This is a genomic window from Salmonella sp. A7, assembly GCF_020181675.1.
GTDB classification, from domain to species: Bacteria; Pseudomonadota; Gammaproteobacteria; order Enterobacterales; family Enterobacteriaceae; genus Salmonella; species Salmonella enterica.
The window spans coordinates 4,400,542-4,419,190 of sequence record NZ_CP084001.1 but is presented as its reverse complement, the minus strand read 5'-3'; the positions used below and the strand labels follow the sequence as shown (position 1 = coordinate 4,419,190).

Annotated in this window: 16 protein-coding genes; 4 read left to right on the top strand and 12 right to left on the bottom strand. The window is 52.4% G+C overall.

The window, feature by feature from the left end:
- Window positions 1-389 precede the first annotated feature (389 nt).
- Entirely contained in the window at window positions 390-629 is a 240-nt protein-coding gene (gene zapB, locus LCS67_RS21375) for a septal ring assembly protein ZapB (RefSeq protein ID WP_000051370.1), read from the top strand.
- 221 nt (window positions 630-850) lie between these two features.
- On the opposite strand, the gene rraA is transcribed toward zapB, so the two are convergent.
- From rraA to priA, 7 genes are all read right to left on the bottom strand, one after another.
- Window positions 851-1,336, bottom strand: a complete 486-nt coding sequence (gene rraA / locus LCS67_RS21370; protein WP_000872918.1) for a ribonuclease E activity regulator RraA — start codon at window positions 1,334-1,336, stop codon at window positions 851-853.
- Window positions 1,337-1,428: 92 nt separating this feature from the next.
- A complete protein-coding gene (menA, locus tag LCS67_RS21365) occupies window positions 1,429-2,358 on the bottom strand; it encodes a 1,4-dihydroxy-2-naphthoate polyprenyltransferase (RefSeq protein ID WP_000139638.1) in 930 nt (309 codons plus the stop codon).
- A gap of 66 nt (window positions 2,359-2,424) precedes the next feature.
- Window positions 2,425-3,756: an HslU--HslV peptidase ATPase subunit gene (hslU, locus tag LCS67_RS21360; RefSeq protein WP_001293360.1), complete on the bottom strand. Its 1,332-nt coding sequence runs from the start codon at window positions 3,754-3,756 to the stop codon at window positions 2,425-2,427.
- Between the two features lie 9 nt (window positions 3,757-3,765).
- Window positions 3,766-4,296 carry an ATP-dependent protease subunit HslV gene (gene hslV / locus LCS67_RS21355; RefSeq protein ID WP_000208240.1) on the bottom strand — a complete coding sequence of 177 codons (531 nt, stop codon included), beginning with the start codon at window positions 4,294-4,296 and terminating at the stop codon, window positions 3,766-3,768.
- Between the two features lie 91 nt (window positions 4,297-4,387).
- On the bottom strand, window positions 4,388-5,359 hold the full coding sequence (gene ftsN, locus LCS67_RS21350) for a cell division protein FtsN (protein ID WP_000068814.1): 972 nt from the start codon (window positions 5,357-5,359) through the stop codon (window positions 4,388-4,390).
- Between the two features lie 93 nt (window positions 5,360-5,452).
- On the bottom strand, window positions 5,453-6,478 hold the full coding sequence (gene cytR, locus LCS67_RS21345; protein WP_000841337.1) for a DNA-binding transcriptional regulator CytR: 1,026 nt from the start codon (window positions 6,476-6,478) through the stop codon (window positions 5,453-5,455).
- A gap of 154 nt (window positions 6,479-6,632) precedes the next feature.
- Window positions 6,633-8,831 (bottom strand): primosomal protein N', encoded by a 2,199-nt coding sequence (priA, locus tag LCS67_RS21340; protein ID WP_000109376.1) that lies wholly within the window; start codon window positions 8,829-8,831, stop codon window positions 6,633-6,635.
- 203 nt (window positions 8,832-9,034) lie between these two features.
- On the opposite strand from priA, the gene rpmE reads away from it, so the two are divergent.
- A complete protein-coding gene (rpmE, locus tag LCS67_RS21335; protein ID WP_000715284.1) occupies window positions 9,035-9,247 on the top strand; it encodes a 50S ribosomal protein L31 in 213 nt (70 codons plus the stop codon).
- 44 nt (window positions 9,248-9,291) lie between these two features.
- On the opposite strand, the gene LCS67_RS21330 is transcribed toward rpmE, so the two are convergent.
- The 3 genes from LCS67_RS21330 to metJ form a co-directional block, all read right to left on the bottom strand.
- On the bottom strand, window positions 9,292-9,954 hold the full coding sequence (locus LCS67_RS21330; protein ID WP_000792791.1) for a TIGR02117 family protein: 663 nt from the start codon (window positions 9,952-9,954) through the stop codon (window positions 9,292-9,294).
- A 200-nt stretch (window positions 9,955-10,154) separates the two neighbouring features.
- Window positions 10,155-11,945 (bottom strand): aryl-sulfate sulfotransferase, encoded by a 1,791-nt coding sequence (locus LCS67_RS21325; protein ID WP_000899639.1) that lies wholly within the window; start codon window positions 11,943-11,945, stop codon window positions 10,155-10,157.
- 456 nt (window positions 11,946-12,401) lie between these two features.
- Window positions 12,402-12,719, bottom strand: coding sequence for a met regulon transcriptional regulator MetJ (metJ, locus tag LCS67_RS21320; protein ID WP_000852811.1), 318 nt, complete (start codon window positions 12,717-12,719; stop codon window positions 12,402-12,404).
- 264 nt (window positions 12,720-12,983) lie between these two features.
- On the opposite strand from metJ, the gene metB reads away from it, so the two are divergent.
- Together metB and metL are read left to right on the top strand one after the other, a co-directional pair.
- Window positions 12,984-14,144, top strand: coding sequence for a cystathionine gamma-synthase (metB, locus tag LCS67_RS21315; RefSeq protein ID WP_000197212.1), 1,161 nt, complete (start codon window positions 12,984-12,986; stop codon window positions 14,142-14,144).
- Between the two features lie 2 nt (window positions 14,145-14,146).
- Entirely contained in the window at window positions 14,147-16,579 is a 2,433-nt protein-coding gene (gene metL / locus LCS67_RS21310) for a bifunctional aspartate kinase/homoserine dehydrogenase II (protein ID WP_001528872.1), read from the top strand.
- A gap of 135 nt (window positions 16,580-16,714) precedes the next feature.
- On the opposite strand, the gene mscS is transcribed toward metL, so the two are convergent.
- Together mscS and LCS67_RS21300 are read right to left on the bottom strand one after the other, a co-directional pair.
- Window positions 16,715-17,572, bottom strand: a complete 858-nt coding sequence (gene mscS / locus LCS67_RS21305; RefSeq protein ID WP_000398243.1) for a small-conductance mechanosensitive channel MscS — start codon at window positions 17,570-17,572, stop codon at window positions 16,715-16,717.
- 2 nt (window positions 17,573-17,574) lie between these two features.
- Window positions 17,575-18,573 carry a hypothetical protein gene (locus LCS67_RS21300; RefSeq protein ID WP_023219816.1) on the bottom strand — a complete coding sequence of 333 codons (999 nt, stop codon included), beginning with the start codon at window positions 18,571-18,573 and terminating at the stop codon, window positions 17,575-17,577.
- Between the last annotated feature and the right edge of the window lie 76 nt (window positions 18,574-18,649).

The window sequence follows — 18,649 nt, the reverse complement described above, 5'->3', positions numbered from 1 at the left end:
CTGAAGAGTATGTAATGATTATTGGTATGCGAGGAGGTCATGGACATCCACGATGCCCTGTAGGCACACTGTTAATTTATCGTTAACGAGCAAAAACGAGAAATATCGAAATCAAAATGTGTGTACTGCGTCAATAAAATGAGCGTTATCGCGCCATGAGGCGCATTTTGAGACAGCAGAAGAGAGTGAATTGAATCATTTCATTAACCAATATGTTAACACTTTTAAGTTATTGAATGAATGTTACCAGGAGATGGATGAAAATTGCTGCAAACCGCGATCTACGCGGTATGTCGCTGGACAGCGAGAGCGGGGCTTCATACAATCGACACTATATATTGTGCGCGTTTACGTGAAGCGTCGCCTTGCAATTCAGGAGAGGTAAGATCATGTCTTTAGAAGTGTTTGAGAAACTGGAAGCAAAAGTACAGCAGGCGATTGACACCATCACCCTGTTACAGATGGAAATTGAAGAGCTGAAAGAAAAGAACAACAGCCTGACGCAGGAAGTGCAGTCTGCACAGCATCAGCGTGAAGAACTCGAGCGTGAAAATAATTCTCTGAAGGAACAGCAGAGCGGCTGGCAGGAACGTTTGCAGGCGCTGCTTGGTCGTATGGAAGAAGTCTAATCCTCGTCATATTTCACGTTATGGCGGCGTTGGCTGCGTGCGTTCACCCCAGTCACATAGTGGCTTATGCTCCTGGGGATTCACTTACTTGCCGCCTTGCCCTGACGCGAAATCTATAGAGGATTTAGAATGCGGATACCGGTGGGTCGGATAAGGCGTAAGCTGCCATCCGGCAATCAGCGACAACGCATAAAAAAGGCGCCTTACGGCGCCTTTTTTGATCACTCGATATCAAGCGGGTCTTCGGAAAGGATAATCCCGGTGTTGTCGGCATAGAGATGATCGCCGGAGAAGAACGTCACGCCGCCGAAATTGACGCGCACATCGCTTTCCCCAATGCCTTCACCTGCGGCGCCAACCGGAATGGCGGCGATCGCCTGAATGCCGATATCCAGCTCTTCCAGATCGTCCACCTGACGCACCGCGCCATAGATAACCAGCCCTTCCCATTCATTTTGCGTAGCCAGACGCGCCAGCTCCGCATCGACTAATGCACGACGGACAGAACCGCCGCCATCGACCAGCAGAACCCGACCACGGCCATTTTGTTCGAGCAGATCGTACAGCAACCCGTTGTCCTCGAAACATTTTACCGTGATGATTTGTCCGCCAAACGACGACCGTCCTCCAAAATTGGAGAACAGCGGTTCCACGACGTTGACATCTTCCTGATAGATGTCACAAAGCTCGGAAGTATCGTATTTCATAGGCTTAACGTTCAGTTGCTGCGAGAATTTTTAGTATATCGCGCTAAGTATACTGTTGGCAAAATCATCAATTGTTAATTGATATTTGTCAGTTAAATGGCCCACTGACTTAAGAGTATCCCAATCACAAATAACAGGTTGGTTAACAACGCGCCTTTAACGGTACGTTCAAGCATTGGGCGCATTGCCGCAGGCTCCCTTTCGCGCATTACGTAGCGCGCTTGTTTAATGAGCAATGGCGCGGCCAGAATAAACAACCATCCCCACGGACTGTGTAGCGAGAGCAGATTAAACAGCGCCAGACAGAGCAGCGCGCCTAGCAACAGGCAGGCGTGATAACGACGCGCGTTGACATCGCCGAGTCGTACCACAAGGGTGTTTTTGCCGTTCTCTCTGTCGCTATTAATATCGCGCAGGTTATTAATATTCAGCACCGCCGTCGCCAGTAAACCGCAGGCGGTGGCCGGGAGAATTAGCGCCGGAATCAACGTATGCGCCTGGAGATACCAGCTCCCCATGACACTTAGCCAGCCAAAGAATACCAGAACAGAGATATCACCCAGCCCGATATAACCGTAGGGCCGATTACCCACGGTGTAGGTGATGGCGGCGATAATCGACAGCCCGCCCAAAATCAGGAAGCCGACAAAATCGGTTAACGTATGGCACGCGACCGCCACCAGCGCCAGTCCGGAGATACAGATCAGCACGACGGTAATGATTAACGCCCGCTTCATCTCCTGCCGGGTGATGACGCCTTTTTGCATCCCCCGCAGCGGCCCGATGCGATCCGGTTTATCACTGCCTTTGACAGCGTCGCCGTAATCATTGGCGAGGTTGGATAAAATTTGCAGCAGCCCGGCGGTGATAAGGGCCAGCAGTGCGACCAGAGGATCGAAATAGCCTTGCCACCATGCCAGGGCCGTACCGACGATAATCGCCGCAAAGGCGAGGGGTAAGGTTTTGGGTCGTAAGCTTTCCAGCCAGGCCTGGGTGCGGCTAATTTGTTGTTGTTCAGTCATATTTAGCGCCAATAAAAATGGGGCTTTTCAGCCCCATCAACAGTGATGAAAATGCATTGGACGCGATTATAAGATAAAACGGCTTAGATCTTCATCTGCGACCAGCGCATCCAGATGTTTGCTCACATATTCCGCATCAATTGTGATGTTTTGGCCGTGCAGATCGCTGGCGTTATAGGAAATCTCTTCCATCAGACGCTCCAGTACGGTATGCAGACGGCGCGCGCCGATGTTTTCGGTGGTTTCGTTAACCTGCCAGGCGGCTTCGGCAATACGTTTAATACCGGAATCGGTGAACTCGATATTGACGCCTTCAGTTGCCATCAGCGCTTTATACTGCACGGTGACGGAGGCGTTTGGCTCGGTCAAAATGCGTTCGAAATCGCTGGTGGTCAGCGCCTGAAGTTCAACGCGAATCGGCAGACGGCCCTGCAGTTCCGGGATCAGATCAGACGGCTTCGCCACCTGGAACGCGCCAGAGGCGATAAACAGAATATGATCCGTTTTGACCATCCCGTGTTTGGTCGAAACCGTGCAGCCTTCTACCAGCGGCAGTAAGTCGCGCTGTACGCCTTCGCGTGAAACATCCGGGCCGGAGGTTTCGCCACGCTTACAAATTTTGTCAATTTCATCGATAAACACGATGCCGTGCTGTTCAACCGCGTCGATAGCGTCCTGTTTCAGCTCTTCCGGGTTGACCAGCTTAGCAGCCTCTTCTTCAACCAACAGTTTCATCGCGTCTTTAATTTTCAGCTTACGCGGTTTCTGTTTCTGACCGCCCAGGTTCTGGAACATAGACTGCAACTGGCTGGTCATCTCTTCCATGCCCGGAGGTGCCATAATCTCTACGCCCATCGGCGCGGCGGCGAGGTTAATCTCGATCTCTTTATCGTCGAGCTGGCCTTCGCGCAGTTTTTTGCGGAACGTTTGACGGGCGGCAGAAGGCTCCTGCTGCTGTTCGGCCTGGCCCCAGTTATTTTTTGCGGGTGGGATCAGTACGTCGAGAATACGTTCTTCCGCCAACTCTTCCGCACGATAGCGGTTTTTCTCGATAGCCTGTACGCGAACCATTTTCACAGCGGCATCGGTCAGATCGCGGATGATAGAGTCCACTTCTTTCCCGACGTAGCCCACTTCGGTGAATTTGGTGGCTTCAACTTTAATGAACGGCGCGTTGGCGAGTTTTGCCAGACGACGGGCGATTTCGGTTTTACCGACGCCGGTTGGGCCAATCATCAGAATATTTTTCGGCGTTACTTCGTGGCGCAGCTCTTCATCAAGCTGCATACGACGCCAGCGGTTACGCAATGCAATCGCCACGGAACGCTTTGCGTTATCCTGGCCGATAATGTGTTTGTTCAGTTCGCTGACAATTTCGCGTGGGGTCATTTCAGACATGAGAGGTCCTTACGCTTTGGCGGTCAATTCTTCAATGGTGTGGAAATGGTTGGTGTAAATGCAGATATCGCCTGCAATATCCAACGCCTTTTCAGCAATTTCGCGCGCGCCGAGCTCGGTATTTTCCAACAGAGCGCGAGCGGCAGCCTGGGCATAAGGACCGCCGGAGCCGATAGCAATTAAATCGTTTTCAGGTTGCACGACATCGCCGTTACCCGTGATGATGAGCGAGGCGGTTTCATCCGCGACGGCCAGCAACGCTTCCAGTTTGCGTAGCATACGGTCGGTACGCCAGTCTTTCGCCAGTTCAACGGCGGCTTTGACCAGGTGCCCCTGATGCATTTCCAGTTTACGTTCAAACAGCTCGAACAGCGTGAATGCATCCGCAGTACCGCCCGCAAAGCCCGCAATGACCTTGTCGTTGTAGAGGCGGCGGACTTTCTTCACGTTGCCTTTCATTACTGTGTTACCCAGTGTGGCCTGACCATCACCGGCGATTACCACGTGGCCGTTACGGCGTACGCTTACTATTGTTGTCACGAGCAGACCCCTTGGTTACTAATGCTGAATTGCGGCCCCGTACTGCGTACGGGGCATAATGCAAGTATAGATGGGGGAGATTTTGAGGGTTTCAACCCCCGGTGGCGAGTCGAATGCAGTTTGTATGGCCCGCCATCTTCAGACGGTTAATGGTGCTGTCGGCATTTTCTTTACCTTTCACCGGCCCGATAACCACGCGATTCCAGCCGTTATTGGTGGTAATTTTGGAGTCAAAGCCTTCAAACGCCAGCTGAGCGCGGACGCTTTCTGCCTGCTCGGCGCCTTTGAATGAACCACATTGCACCATCCAGCGACGCTCATCTTTTTTCTCTGCTGTCGCCTTCGGCGCTTCAGGCGCGCGCGTAATTGGCGCGGCTTTCGGCGCTGCCGCGCTGGTATGCGCCGGCGTTTGCAGCAAATCCTGATAAGGTTGCTGCGAGGCCGTCTGCTTCGGCGGCTGACTTTGGCGCGCGGGTTGCGCCGGGGCGGACTGTACCGTGCGTGTTTGCGGCTGCTCGTTTACCCGCGGCTGCGTACGTGGTTGCTGAACAGGCTGCGTTTGAGCCCACTGCTGCTGCGCCTGACGCTGGCGCTGTAGCGTTTGCTGGCGTTGTTCTGGCGTCTGCTCGTTCCACGGCACTTCGTTAAGTTGCGTCGGCTGCTGACGCATATCCGCCTGCATCTGCTCCAGGAGTTGACGCTGTTCGCTGGTGAGCTGATTCGGATTCATGACTTCGCCGCCGGCGGACGGTTCCGTTGGCGTACGCACGCCCGGCTGGCGACTTTCCAGCTCTTTGATGTAACGCCAGCGCTCTTCCGGTTTTGGCGGAAGCCCATTGCCGGTGACTTTCTGGTTTTGTAGCGTTTCGGACTCTTCTTTCTTATGGTGAGTAATGAAGTACAGACCGCCGATAAAGGTCACAAGGACGGCTGCCGCAATCGCGACCATTGCCGGCGAGACGGCAGGCATGTTGCTTTGCTTTTTCCGTGAGTTCCGTGAGGTGCTCTTTTTGCGCCGCGAAGGAGCCGGTTGGCCGCGACGTACATAATCTCGTTGTGCCACTATCGTTTCGCTGTATTTATTCGTTCGTCAGCCCGTCATGTTACTGAAGCGGCGGGCCTTTGACCAGACAGGTGAGTCTTAAAGCTATTTACTTTAGGGTAAAGCGCGCGTAGAACCGCGAATAATCAGCTCGCAATCCATTAAACGCGAGCCGCTGCTCACATTTTGCCCCTGCATCTGATCGAGCAACAACAGCATCGCCTCGCGACCAATGTCAAAACGCGGCTGCGCCACGGTTGTCAACGGAGGGTCGCAAAACTCGGCCAGCGCGATATTGTCAAAGCCGATAATCGACAGATCGTCAGGCACTTTCAGACCCTGGCGCTTGGCCCAGGAGAGGGCGCCCAGCGCCATTACGTCGCTATGACAAAAGACGGCGGTAGGCGGCAACGGTTGCTCAAGCAACTGCTTTAATGCGTTTGCCCCGGCTTCAAAGGTAAAGTCGCCACGGGCGATGTAATGCGGATCGACCACAATGCCACTGCGCCTTAATGCCTGTACGTAACCTTGTAAGCGATAGTGACAGAGCGGCATATCTTCCGGCCCCGCAATACAACCAATCCGCTTGTGGCCCAAATCCAACAGGTAGTTCATGGCATTGAACGCGGCGGTCAGGTTATCAATATGTACCGTCGGCAGTTCAAGCTCCGGCGCGAACTCATTCGACATCACCATCGGAGGCAAATTGCGCTGCTCCTCAACGCTGGCGTCAAAGGGCAGTCGGGAACTGAGAAGTACCATGCCGTCGATCTGTTTGGTGATGATGAGATTAAGAAAGGTTTTTTCTTTCTGGTTTTGATGGGCGCAATCGCCAATCAGCACCAGATACCCCTGTTCTGCCGCGGTCACTTCGATACCGCGGATAATTTCACTGAAGAAGGGATCGCAAATATCCGGGACAATCACCAGAATCGTACGGGATTCATTGCGTTTTACATTTCGCCCCATCGACTGCGGGAAATAACCCACTTCAAGCGCGGCCTGTTCAACCCGGCTACGGGTCGACTGGGAGACTTTATCGGGGTTCATTAACGCGCGGGATACGGTTGCCGTAGAGACTTTCGCCTTCAACGCAACATCCTTCATCGTAGCGGCAGTAACCTGCTTGTTCGATTTCACTCTTTCTCCTCGCCTGGGAACTGCTGGCGCAGATCTATCCCTGGTAACACTCATCGAAAACATTTTTATCAGATAGTGCGTGGAAGCGGTTACAGAATTTTCATAAAAAGTGTGATGGATCTTTAATTTTACGATCCGCCTCGCATCGTGAGGACTATCCTTCAATCGGATCGACGTCCAGAACCCATTTAACTTTCCGCGCTTCAGGGAGCGTATTGATCAACGCCAGCGTGCCGCTGATGATGTGTTGCAGGCGAATCCGTGAAGGATGCTGAAGTAAAATTTGCCAGCGATAGCGGCCGCCGCGTTTTGGCGCGAGGGCCGGAACCGGACCTAAGATCCACAGCTTATCGTCTGATAGCGGGCTGGCCTGAATCAGATTACGCAACTGCTGGAGAAAGACGGGCGCCTGCTGATTGTTGTGATCCTCTGCGCGAATAATGACGTGGCTGGTCCACGGCGGAAGCTGGAGCGTTTGCCGTTCCGCCAGCGCCTGCTCCGCAAACGCATCATAGCCTTTATACAGTAACGTTTGCAGCAGGGGATGCTCAGGATGGTGCGTTTGGAGCACCACTTCGCCCTGTTTACCCGCGCGTCCGGCGCGGCCGGAAACCTGAGTGTAGAGCTGGGCGAAGCGTTCCGCCGAACGAAAATCTGCGGAAAAAAGCGCGCCATCGACGTCCAGCAACGCCACCAGCGTGACGTCCGGAAAGTGATGGCCTTTCGCCAGCATTTGTGTGCCTATCAGAATGCGCGCTCCGCCGCGGTGAACTTCCGCCAGATGCTGCTCCAGCGCGCCTTTACGACTGGTGGTATCACGGTCGATTCGTGAGATCGGCACGCCGGGGAAGAAGGGCGCCAGCACCTGTTCCAGCTGTTCGGTCCCTAACCCAACCGGTAGCATATGTGTGGAGCCGCAGGAGGGGCACTGACGCGGTACCGGACGCTGGCTGTCGCAGTGATGACAGCGTAAATGATGCTGCGCCTGGTGCAGCGTGTAGTAGTGATCGCAACGCGGGCACTCCGCAATCCAGCCGCAGTCGTGGCAAAGCAGCGCGGGTGCGAATCCCCGGCGGTTAAGAAATAAAATTACCTGATTGTCGGCCTGGAGATGTTGGCGCATACGGGCGATAAGGGCGGGCGCCAGTCCCGCCTGAAGACGCTGGCCTTTTAAATCCAGCACATGCTGCAGGGCTGGGCGGGCGTTGCCTGCGCGCCGCGTCAGACGCAGCATCCGGTATTTTTTCTGCCGCACGTTGCATAGCGTTTCCAGGGCTGGGGTGGCGGAGCCGAGAATAATCGGGATTTGCTCGCTATGGGCGCGATACACAGCCAAATCGCGGGCATGGTAGCGCCACCCTTCCTGCTGTTTATAAGAGCTGTCGTGCTCTTCGTCGATGACAATCACGCCAAGATTTTTAAACGGCGTAAACAGCGAGGAGCGCGTGCCGATGACAATCGCCGCTTCGCCGTTTTTCGCTTTCAGCCATGCCGAAAGACGCTCGCTGTCGTTTAGCCCGGAATGCAGCACTTCCACCGGCGCGTTAAAACGTTCGCGAAAACGGGCGATCGTTTGCGGCGTCAGGCCGATTTCCGGCACCATCACCAGCGCCTGTTTGCCTTGGGCGAGGACGTTTTCCAGTACGCTCAGATACACTTCGGTCTTGCCGGAACCGGTTACGCCTGCCAGCAACCAGGCGGAGAAACCGTCCGACGCGCTGTGAATCGCGCCGACTGCTGTCGCCTGTTCGGTATTCAGCCGCAGGCGCTCTCCTGCGACGGCATAACGCTCCCGCCAGTCGGTAAACGCGGGCGTTTCACTGGCAAGCTCACAAAGCCCCTTACGCCGCAGCGTTTGCAGCGTGGCGTCAGTAAAATCAAGCTCGGCTACCTGATAGCGCCAGATCTTTCCTTGCCGCAGCGCCGCCAACGCCTGTTGTTGTTTGGCGGAGCGTTTCAGGCTGTTGATGTCGACGGCTTGCCCCTCTTCGGTGGCGAACCAATACCATAGGGGCGCGTTGCTGGCTGGTTTTCCCTGACGCAATAAAACCGGCAGAGCGTGAAACAGAACGTCGCCGAGGGGATGGTGGTAGTAATCCGCCGCCCAGAGGAGTAAGCGCCAGATGGAGGGAGAAAAGATTGGCTCGTTATCCAGGATTTCAATGACCGATTTTAATTCATCGAGCGGCAATTCGCTGTGGTCGCTAACCGAGACGACAATGCCTACGCGCTCTTGCTGCTTGCCGAACGGCACGCGCACGCGGCACCCGGCTTTGGCGACCTCGCCTTCCGGCAGCAGGTAATCAAAGGTTCGGGGAAGCGGAACGGGCAAGGCAACGTGCGCGACGGACATAGCATCTTCCTGACTTGAAATTTCGTCGGGTAGTATACACATTACGATAAGGGAGCGCGGATCAGTTTGCATACGGTGGTCAAATTCTGTATGATTCGCCGCCTTTGGTGCGTGTTGTGAGCATCAAACCCTTTACTATTAACTTCGCGTGGTGTCTGGCGTTAGGGCTGGAAGAGCGACGCGGCCTTACACTGAGGTTCCCCATGAAAAAAGGTATTCACCCGAATTACGTAGAAATTACTGCAACCTGTTCTTGCGGTAATGTTATCAAAACCCACTCTACCGTGGGTCACGACCTGAACCTGGACGTGTGCGGCAAATGCCACCCGTTCTTCACTGGTAAGCAGCGTGTTGTTGATACCGGTGGTCGTGTTGAGCGCTTCAACAAGCGCTTCAGCATCCCTGGCAGCAAATAAGTTACCGCCAGAAAAAAAGCGCCGCAGGGCGCTTTTTTTGTTTTCTAGGGATAACAGTATTTGTTCAGACACATTCTGTGATCCGTAATCGCTTTCATTACGCTTCCTGCCGTGAGTTTTAACGAAGGATTTATAGTCAGTCCCGCGCTTTCCAGCCCCTTCGCTGTCCATTTATTGCAGGTATTGAGTATGCCGTAGCGGCCATTCGCGGCGTAAAACTGGCTATCGCCGTAAATTCCTTGTTTTAACGGAATCAGATTACCCTCTGCGTCACGCGCAAAGCTGCGGCCCAGATAACGCATCAGACTGTTACGCTGGTTTGTGTGCAGGAGCAGTGATTTTATCTCGCTACCGGCGAAATAGCGTTCTGGTTTACCGGAAAAGGCGACGATGTGCATAACCGCGCCGGATGACCAGAACATGGCCTGGAGCGTAAGCGCGGTGGTTATTTCTTGTGACTGATAAAAGCCCTTATCTCCCCAGCCGATTTCATACCACTGCGTCTCCTGAGCGAACCGTTTTTTAAGCTGTGGCAGAACGGTATTAACATCATGGGCCGGCGCAATAATTCCCGTGTGCCAGCCATGACTGACGATATAGATTTCCGTCGGGGAGGGATGTCCGCCTGTCGTAGGTTTTACGGCTTGTGGAAAGGTTGTGCAGCCATATAGCAATAAACTTAACCAGGCGATAAAGAGATTTTTCATGACATATCACCAGTAAAGGCGCGGTATGTTGTGGCGTTTGTCTAATGACGCAGCGCTTATCGGGTCGGTACCGGATTGGTAATCCATTGATATTTTTACATTCCTCTTCGAGGGCAATAAGGTGGATGTCGTAACTACAATACGTTTTAACCATTCAGGCGGAAGTTGGCTTCCGCCTGTTTTACTTTTACTATCTCGCTTTATTTTTTAAACATCTGCTCTGGATCGATAATCAGCGCCCGATAACCCAGCATACCGGCACGGTTACTGTGTACTTTTAGCTCCAGCATCACATCCTGAGTACCGTCTTTGACTTCATCCAGAACGGAAACGATCGGTTTTGTACCGCTCATTCCCGCTGTAGCTGAGTACATGAACATCGTTTTGGTTTCCGGGCGATATTCCGTGACGGAAGTAATGGCGCTGTACCAGTCAAAACCGCGCTCTTTACCATATTCCCACATTTGGGAAACCGTCATATTTTTTTCGTCAATCTGATATTCCACGCCGCGGGAATATTTCATTGACGGCATGGCCGGTTGTTCCATGCCGCGCGCATCGCCGTTATCAAAGGCGGTCACGACGGTTTTACCTCCGGTGCTTTTGGATGGCACTAACCAACCGGTATGTTGTGTCCATGTCCAGTCAAATCCACCGTCGCAGTGGTGCGCTTCGCAGGTTAGTGGTTTACCGTTGCTGTCTACGGGTTTCAGCACTTTTTTCGCCAGTTCGCCTTTCCAGCCGGATGGATCGGAAAGTATCCATTTCACTTTTTTATCGCGGCCAATTTTGATGATGGCAGACTGGTGGCGCGAGCTAATGATAATGCTGTCGTCGCGAGGATCGTAGCTGACGGAGTTAACATGCGCCCAGTTGCGGCCCGGGCCGGAGCCCGCGATATCGCCGAAGGGTTGTTTTGCAAGCTGCTCTTTGGTCATGACCTGACCGGAATGTTCGGCATCGACGCTCAAACATACCGCTCCCTGATCCATCGCCAGAATAACGTCGTCACGATAGGGGTCGAGGATTTTTGGCAGATCCCAGTAATCGACGGTATCGCCGTTCTGGTCAACTTCAAGAATATGATCACGCACCGTATTGATGGTGTATTTACCATTTAATGGATAATTTTCTTTTGCGACACGCAGCAGGTAGGTGCCTTTCGGCGTTTCGGTAATGGCGTGCGAAAAATCAATAAATCCTTTTGGCAGTCGTTTATCGGAAATAACGCGGCCTAAGAAATCATATTTAAAGTAACGTTGACCCTGGCCAAAAATAAGATTGCCATCGTTAACCTGATGGAAGCTCATCATGGAACCAAAGCGCGTTATATCATCCTGGTTACGGAATTTATCAATATTCATATAGCCGCGAACATCGCCATTCGTATCGCTAATCCAGTTGATACCGGTATAATCCCAGTTCGCCGCGCCGCCTGCGACATGCATAATGTGGCCGGCTCTTGGCATCCCTGTTATATGGTTAAAAAGATATAAGCGATTTTTAAGCGAGCTATCGACTTTAACCGGTTCTACTGTAGGAAGAACGGCAGTTTGCCCGGTAGTAGAGGGTAATGATACCGGTGCGGCGTAAATGGACCACGTATAAGTTTGTTTTTTACCTTCTTCAGTCCAGTCAACTTTAACCTTATTGACATAATCTGGATACAAGCCAAATACAGGTATGCCGTCATGGGTATTTATAGCCTGCGGGCCGACATCATAACTGATCGGGATACCTTTTTCCCCTTTCCCTAAAACGGTAACCTTCACGTCCTGTACATTATGATTGGCTTTATTAATGATTGCTGTTAATGGGAAAACGCCGCCGTAGGGTGCGACATCGACCATACCTAATGGCCCTTCATGTACTGGAATGACATCTGCTGATGCGACCATTGGCCTGTTTGGGTCTAAAACGCCTGAGGCCAAAACGCTGCCGCTCAAACACAGGCAGCATAATACAGGTAAGACTTTCCTTGTAAATAACATATTTATTTCCCCATTCGATATTATCGATAAGTTGAATGTATATTAACTTTCTTATTTGTTGGAGATGAAAAAACATTTAAAAAAGTAAAACAATCCGCGGAGGGGAATAATGATGTTGGTCACAAATATGAGGTGTTCATGGTCTTTTTAACAATACTCATCGTTATGCTATTTATTCAGTAAATATATGGCGGTGTATTATTATTTATGTACGCTTTGCTACGTGAAACATTAAACAAATATTGGAAGTTTAAATATAATAAAATTATATCGGTTATGGCATGTCGGGAATTTTTTTCAGGAAAATAACGAAGAGAAACTTATCATGTCTGACAAATTTATCTATCGAGGGCTATTCGGGAAGATGAACGTTTAGAAAAATGTCGGAGATAGCCGTGTATAGGGGGAATCGTTAAAAAAGCGCGGCCAGAGGCGTTCTGACCGCATGCTTTGCTATCAGTATTCCCACGTTTCCGGGTCAATCCCCATCTCACGCATGATCTCTTTTGCCGCTTCCGGGATTTCATCGCTGCGCTCTTTTCGCAGATCGGCATCATCCGGCAAGGGTTGCCCGGTAAAGGCGTGCAGAAATGCTTCACACAACAGCTCGCTGTTGGTGGCGTGGCGCAGGTTGTTCACCTGACGACGCGTACGTTCATCGGTGAGGATTTTTAACACCTTCAGAGGAATGGAAACCGTAATTTTTTTGACTTGCTCACTCTTCTTACCGTGCTCAGCGTATGGGCTGATATATTCGCCGCTCCATTCAGCCATGAGATACTTAATCCTCTTCGTCATTAATATTGAGGTCTGAACCTGAGCCCGGACCATAATCGCGCGTAGTTTACCGTAGTGGCGCGGCCCTGACACGAAGTTAGCGGTCGCAGATGTGCGCTAATGCATATAATTTTAACGGCTATTTGCGGTTTGCTCAATCTATACGCAAAGAAGTTTAGATGTCCAGATGTATTGACGTCTATTGTGGTAGTGGTTAATCTGTGGCCTGACTTTCACCGACTCAGCCAGGAATATCTTCATATGACGCGTAAACAGGCCACTATCGCAGTGCGTAGCGGATTAAACGACGACGAGCAATACGGCTGCGTTGTGCCGCCAATCCATCTCTCCAGTACCTATAACTTTACCGGTTTCAATGAGCCGCGCGCGCATGATTATTCCCGCCGCGGTAATCCCACGCGTGATGTGGTTCAGCGCGCATTAGCGGAACTGGAAGGCGGCGCGGGCGCGGTATTGACGAATACCGGCATGTCGGCGATTCATCTGGTCACCACCGTTTTCCTCAAGCCGGGCGATCTGCTGGTCGCGCCGCATGATTGCTACGGCGGCAGTTATCGTCTGTTTGACAGTCTGGCGACACGCGGCTGTTATCGTGTGCGGTTTGTCGATCAGGGCGATGAACGCGCCTTACAGGCGGCGCTGGAAGAAAAACCGAAGCTGGTACTGGTAGAAAGTCCAAGTAATCCATTGTTACGCGTGGTGGATATTGCGAAAATCTGTCGGCTGGCGCGCGAGGCGGGCGCAGTGAGCGTCGTTGATAACACGTTTTTAAGCCCGGCGCTGCAAAATCCGCTGGCGTTGGGTGCCGATCTGGTGTTGCATTCATGCACGAAATATCTCAACGGTCATTCGGATGTCGTGGCCGGCGTGGTGATTGCTAAAGATCCGGAAATGGTCACTGAACTGGCGTGGTGGGCGAATAATATTGGCGTGACGGGCGGGGCGTTTGATAGTTATCTGCTGCTGCGTGGTTTGCGAACTCTGGTGCCGCGTATGGAGCTGGCGCAGCGCAACGCGCAGGCGATTGTGAAATATCTGCAAACCCAGCCGTTGGTGAAAAAACTGTATCATCCGTCGCTGCCGGATAATCAGGGACATGAGATTGCCGCGCGTCAGCAAAAAGGCTTTGGCGCAATGTTGAGTTTTGAACTGGATGGGGATGAGGAGACGCTGCGTCGTTTTCTGGGCGGGCTGTCTTTGTTTACGCTGGCGGAATCTTTAGGGGGAGTGGAAAGTTTGATCTCTCACGCCGCCACCATGACGCATGCCGGTATGTCGCCGCAGGCGCGTGCCGCCGCCGGGATCTCCGAAACGCTACTGCGTATCTCCACCGGTATTGAAGATGGCGAAGATTTAATTGCCGACCTGGAAAATGGCTTCCGGGCTGCAAACAAGGGGTAAACATGAGTGTGATTGCGCAGGCAGGGGCGAAAGGTCGTCAACTGCATAAATTTGGCGGCAGTAGTCTGGCGGATGTGAAGTGTTACCTGCGTGTCGCAGGCATTATGGCGGAGTATTCGCAGCCTGACGATATGATGGTAGTGTCCGCCGCAGGCAGTACCACCAACCAGTTGATTAGCTGGCTCAAGTTAAGCCAGACCGATCGCCTTTCTGCGCATCAGGTATTACAGACGTTACGCCGCTACCAGTGCGATCTGATTAGCGGTCTGCTTCCCGCCGACGCGGCAGATGATTTAACCAGCGCTTTTATTAGCGATCTGGAACGTCTTGCCGCCTTGCTCGACGGCGGCATAACGGATGCCGTCTATGCCGAGATTGTCGGACACGGCGAAATTTGGTCGGCGAGATTGATGTCCGCCGTCCTGAATCAGCAGGGGCTGGATGCCGCCTGGCTGGACGCGCGCGCATTTTTACGCGCCGAACGCGCCGCACAGCCGCAGGTTGATGAAGGGCTATCTTATCCTTTATTGCAACAGCTACTGGCGCAGCATCCTGGCAAACGTCTGGTCGTGACCGGGTTTATCAGCCGCAATCACGACGGCGAAACAGTCCTGTTAGGCCGGAACGGTTCCGACTATTCCGCCACGCAAATCGGCGCGCTGGCGGGCGTTTCCCGCGTGACCATCTGGAGCGATGTCGCGGGCGTTTATAGCGCCGACCCGCGCAAAGTGAAAGATGCCTGCCTGCTGCCGTTGCTGCGTCTGGACGAAGCCAGCGAGCTGGCGCGTCTGGCGGCGCCTGTTCTGCACGCCCGCACGCTACAGCCAGTGTCCGGCAGCGATATCGATTTGCAGTTGCGCTGTAGCTACACGCCGGATCAAGGGTCAACCCGAATTGAACGGGTGCTGGCTTCCGGGACGGGCGCGCGTATCGTGACCAGTCACGATGATATCTGTCTGATTGAGTTTCAGGTGCCCGCCAGCCAGGATTTCAGGCTGGCGCATAAAGAGCTCGACCAAATTTTAAAACGGGCGCAGGCGCGTCCGTTGGCGGTGGGCGTGCATCGCGATCGCCAGCTATTGCAGTTCTGCTATACCGCCGAGGTAGCGGATAGCGTACTGAAACTCCTCGACGATGTCGGGCTGCCGGGGGAATTGCGCCTGCGGCAGGGGCTGGCGCTGGTGGCGATGGTCGGTGCGGGCGTCACTCGCAATCCGCTACACTGCCATCGCTTCTGGCAGCAGCTTAAAGGTCAGCCAGTGGAATTTACCTGGCAGTCGGAGGAGGGCATCAGTCTGGTGGCGGTGCTGCGTACCGGCCCGACTGAGAGCCTGATTCAGGGGCTGCATCAGTCGGTTTTCCGCGCCGAAAAACGCATTGGCCTGATGCTGTTCGGTAAGGGGAACATCGGCTCCCGTTGGCTGGAACTGTTTGCCCGTGAACAAAGCACGCTTTCCGCGCGTACTGGTTTTGAATTTGTGCTGGCGGGCGTGGTGGATAGCCGCCGTAGCCTGCTGAATTATGAAGGGCTGGACGCCAGCCGCGCGCTGGCATTCTTTGATGATGAAGCCGTTGAGCAGGACGAAGAGTCGCTATTCCTGTGGATGCGTGCGCATCCGTATGATGATTTAGTGGTGCTGGATGTGACAGCAAGCGAGCAACTGGCCGATCAGTATCTGGATTTCGCCAGCCACGGTTTTCATGTGATTAGCGCCAATAAACTGGCGGGCGCAAGCGCCAGCGATAAGTATCGCCAGATTCATGACGCGTTTGAAAAAACCGGGCGTTACTGGCTGTATAACGCCACCGTGGGCGCGGGATTGCCGATCAACCACACGGTGCGGGATCTGATTGACAGCGGCGATACGATTCTCTCGATCAGCGGGATCTTCTCTGGGACGCTATCCTGGCTGTTCCTGCAATTTGACGGCACGGTGCCGTTTACCGATCTGGTGGATCAGGCCTGGCAGCAGGGGCTGACCGAACCCGATCCGCGCGTCGATCTTTCCGGAAAAGATGTCATGCGTAAGCTGGTGATTCTGGCGCGCGAGGCGGGATACGACATCGAGCCGGATCAGGTGCGTGTAGAATCGTTGGTGCCGGCGCATTGTGAAGAAGGGTCTATCGATCACTTTTTCGAAAACGGCGACGCGCTGAATGAACAGATGGTACAGCGTCTGGAAGCAGCCCGCGAACTGGGGCTGGTGTTGCGTTATGTGGCGCGTTTCGACGCCAATGGCAAAGCGCGCGTCGGCGTTGAAGCGGTGCGTCCGGAGCATCCGCTGGCGGCGCTGCTGCCGTGCGATAATGTCTTTGCTATTGAAAGCCGCTGGTATCGCGATAACCCGCTGGTGATCCGTGGGCCGGGCGCGGGTCGCGATGTGACCGCCGGGGCGATTCAGTCTGACATCAACCGCCTGGCGCAGTTGCTGTAATAAAGGCAAGTTCGTGAGCGAAGCGCCGGGTTGCGCTTCGCTCCCTCATCAATACGTTTCAATACGTTTCAATACGTTATGCAGTCATTCTGTAGATACTGATATACGAAGCGCTATCCGATTGCTGACGAAACATTATGGCGTGATGCTTTTTACATTCTCAACCCGGACATCCATCCGGGGGTAAGGAATATTGATGCCGTTTTCATCCATTGCTTCCTTGATATTTTCCAGAAGATCGTAGTAAGTACTCCAGTACTGAGCGTTGGGCACCCATACGCGAACATAGAAATTCAGGCTAGAGGGCGCAAGTTCGCCCAGGCGGACCGTAATATCGCGGGTTTTATCAATGCGATGATCTTGCTCAATAATACGATGTATCACGTTTTTTACGTCAGCAATACGGCTTTGGTAATCCACGCCAATAATCAGATCAATACGTCGATAGGGGTGTCGTGAATAGTTGATGATATTATCAGCAATAATTTTACCATTCGGGATGACAACTTCTTTGCTATCCGCAGTGAGCAGAGTGGTGGAGAAAATATGGACCTTTTCTACTGTGCCGATAACCAGGCCAATTTGTACAATTTCCCCGGCGCGGAAAGGGCGCAGGGAGACAAGCAGTACGCCTGCGGCAAAGTTGGAAAGTGACCCTTGCAACGCCAGGCCAATGGCTAAACCCGCCGCGCCGATAACGGCAATAATTGAGGAGGTTTCTATACCGATACGGCCAAGAGCGGCTACTGCCGTGAAAGCTATCGTGATGTAGCGAACCAGCGCGGAGAAAAAGTGGACAATAGTGGCATCCACTTGCCGCCTGAGAAGTAATTTTTCCAGCCCCCTCGATAGTAAGCGAGCTATTAACTTACCGATGAAAAGTAGAATGATGGCGGCAACAACATTCCAGCCAAAATGAATTACCGAGTCACTGTGCTCGGCCATCCATTTGATCGCGCCTTTAATTTTTGGAAATAACTCAAAACCTTCCATGTTTATCCTCTGTCAGCAGTATCCGCGGTATTAGCGGTAATAAAACGGTTCATTTTTGCCTGGATAATCGCCGCGCCGACGGGTGGCAGCAGTAACGCCCAGAATAGTGTCCAGCCGGTTCGTATTCCGCCATCTTCGTTTTTATTCGCCAGCAGAGCGCGGATTTCATCGCTAAGCGTCAGACACAATATGGCTGTGCCAAACGGCATAATTGCTGACAGCCATCCCGCGCCACATGCGGTCATGAGTCGGGGCGAAGGCGCCACAAATTGCATTTCCCGGTGAATTCTGAAGAACCAATAAATAATATAAAATGGAATGAAAAAGGCCAATAATGCGACGACAACGGGTTCTGTGCACTCAGGTCGCTGGGTTGATGAGAACCTTTTGGGTGGAGCAATATAGAAAAGTTCTTTTTTGAGCGGTAATAGTAGCAAAAATGCGATAACCGCTAAAGTAATCGCGATTATTCCTATATAAGGAATTGAGTATATAAATATAGACAGACAGCTAGCGATGATAAATTTGAACAGTAAGCAGAGGCTAAATAAAATAACAAATGTCTGTGTACTGCCGATAGCGCTGAAAAGCAGCATGGGGACTAACAGCGTTACGATCCCCACACCCAGACTAATTAAAAACTGCGCTATGATAAGCCTGACTACGTCAGACGGGCCATTTACGCAGAAGGAACAGACCACGCTAATGATTAACAGGAGCGCAACAAAGTAGAAGGGGTAACAATTTTTTATACGGCAGACAAACCAGCTGGCAACCATACCCAGGAGGTATCCCAGTTGGCCGCAAACGAGAATGGCGCCAATACGATCGGCTGGAATAGACAGTGATTTACTCCAAAAATAAACACCATACGACGATCCCAGCGAACTGATAAAAGAGAGCACCAAAAAGAAAAAAGTGATCCCCCAGAATTGATAGCTACTCAGGAGATCGGCGCAGGTCCATTTTTTATCTGACATTGACGGTAAAGTAATTTCCATATTTATCCCTTGTTTTCCATAGAAAATAAGAATGTATAGAGCTATTTAAATTGATAATAAATATTGATTATGTGAA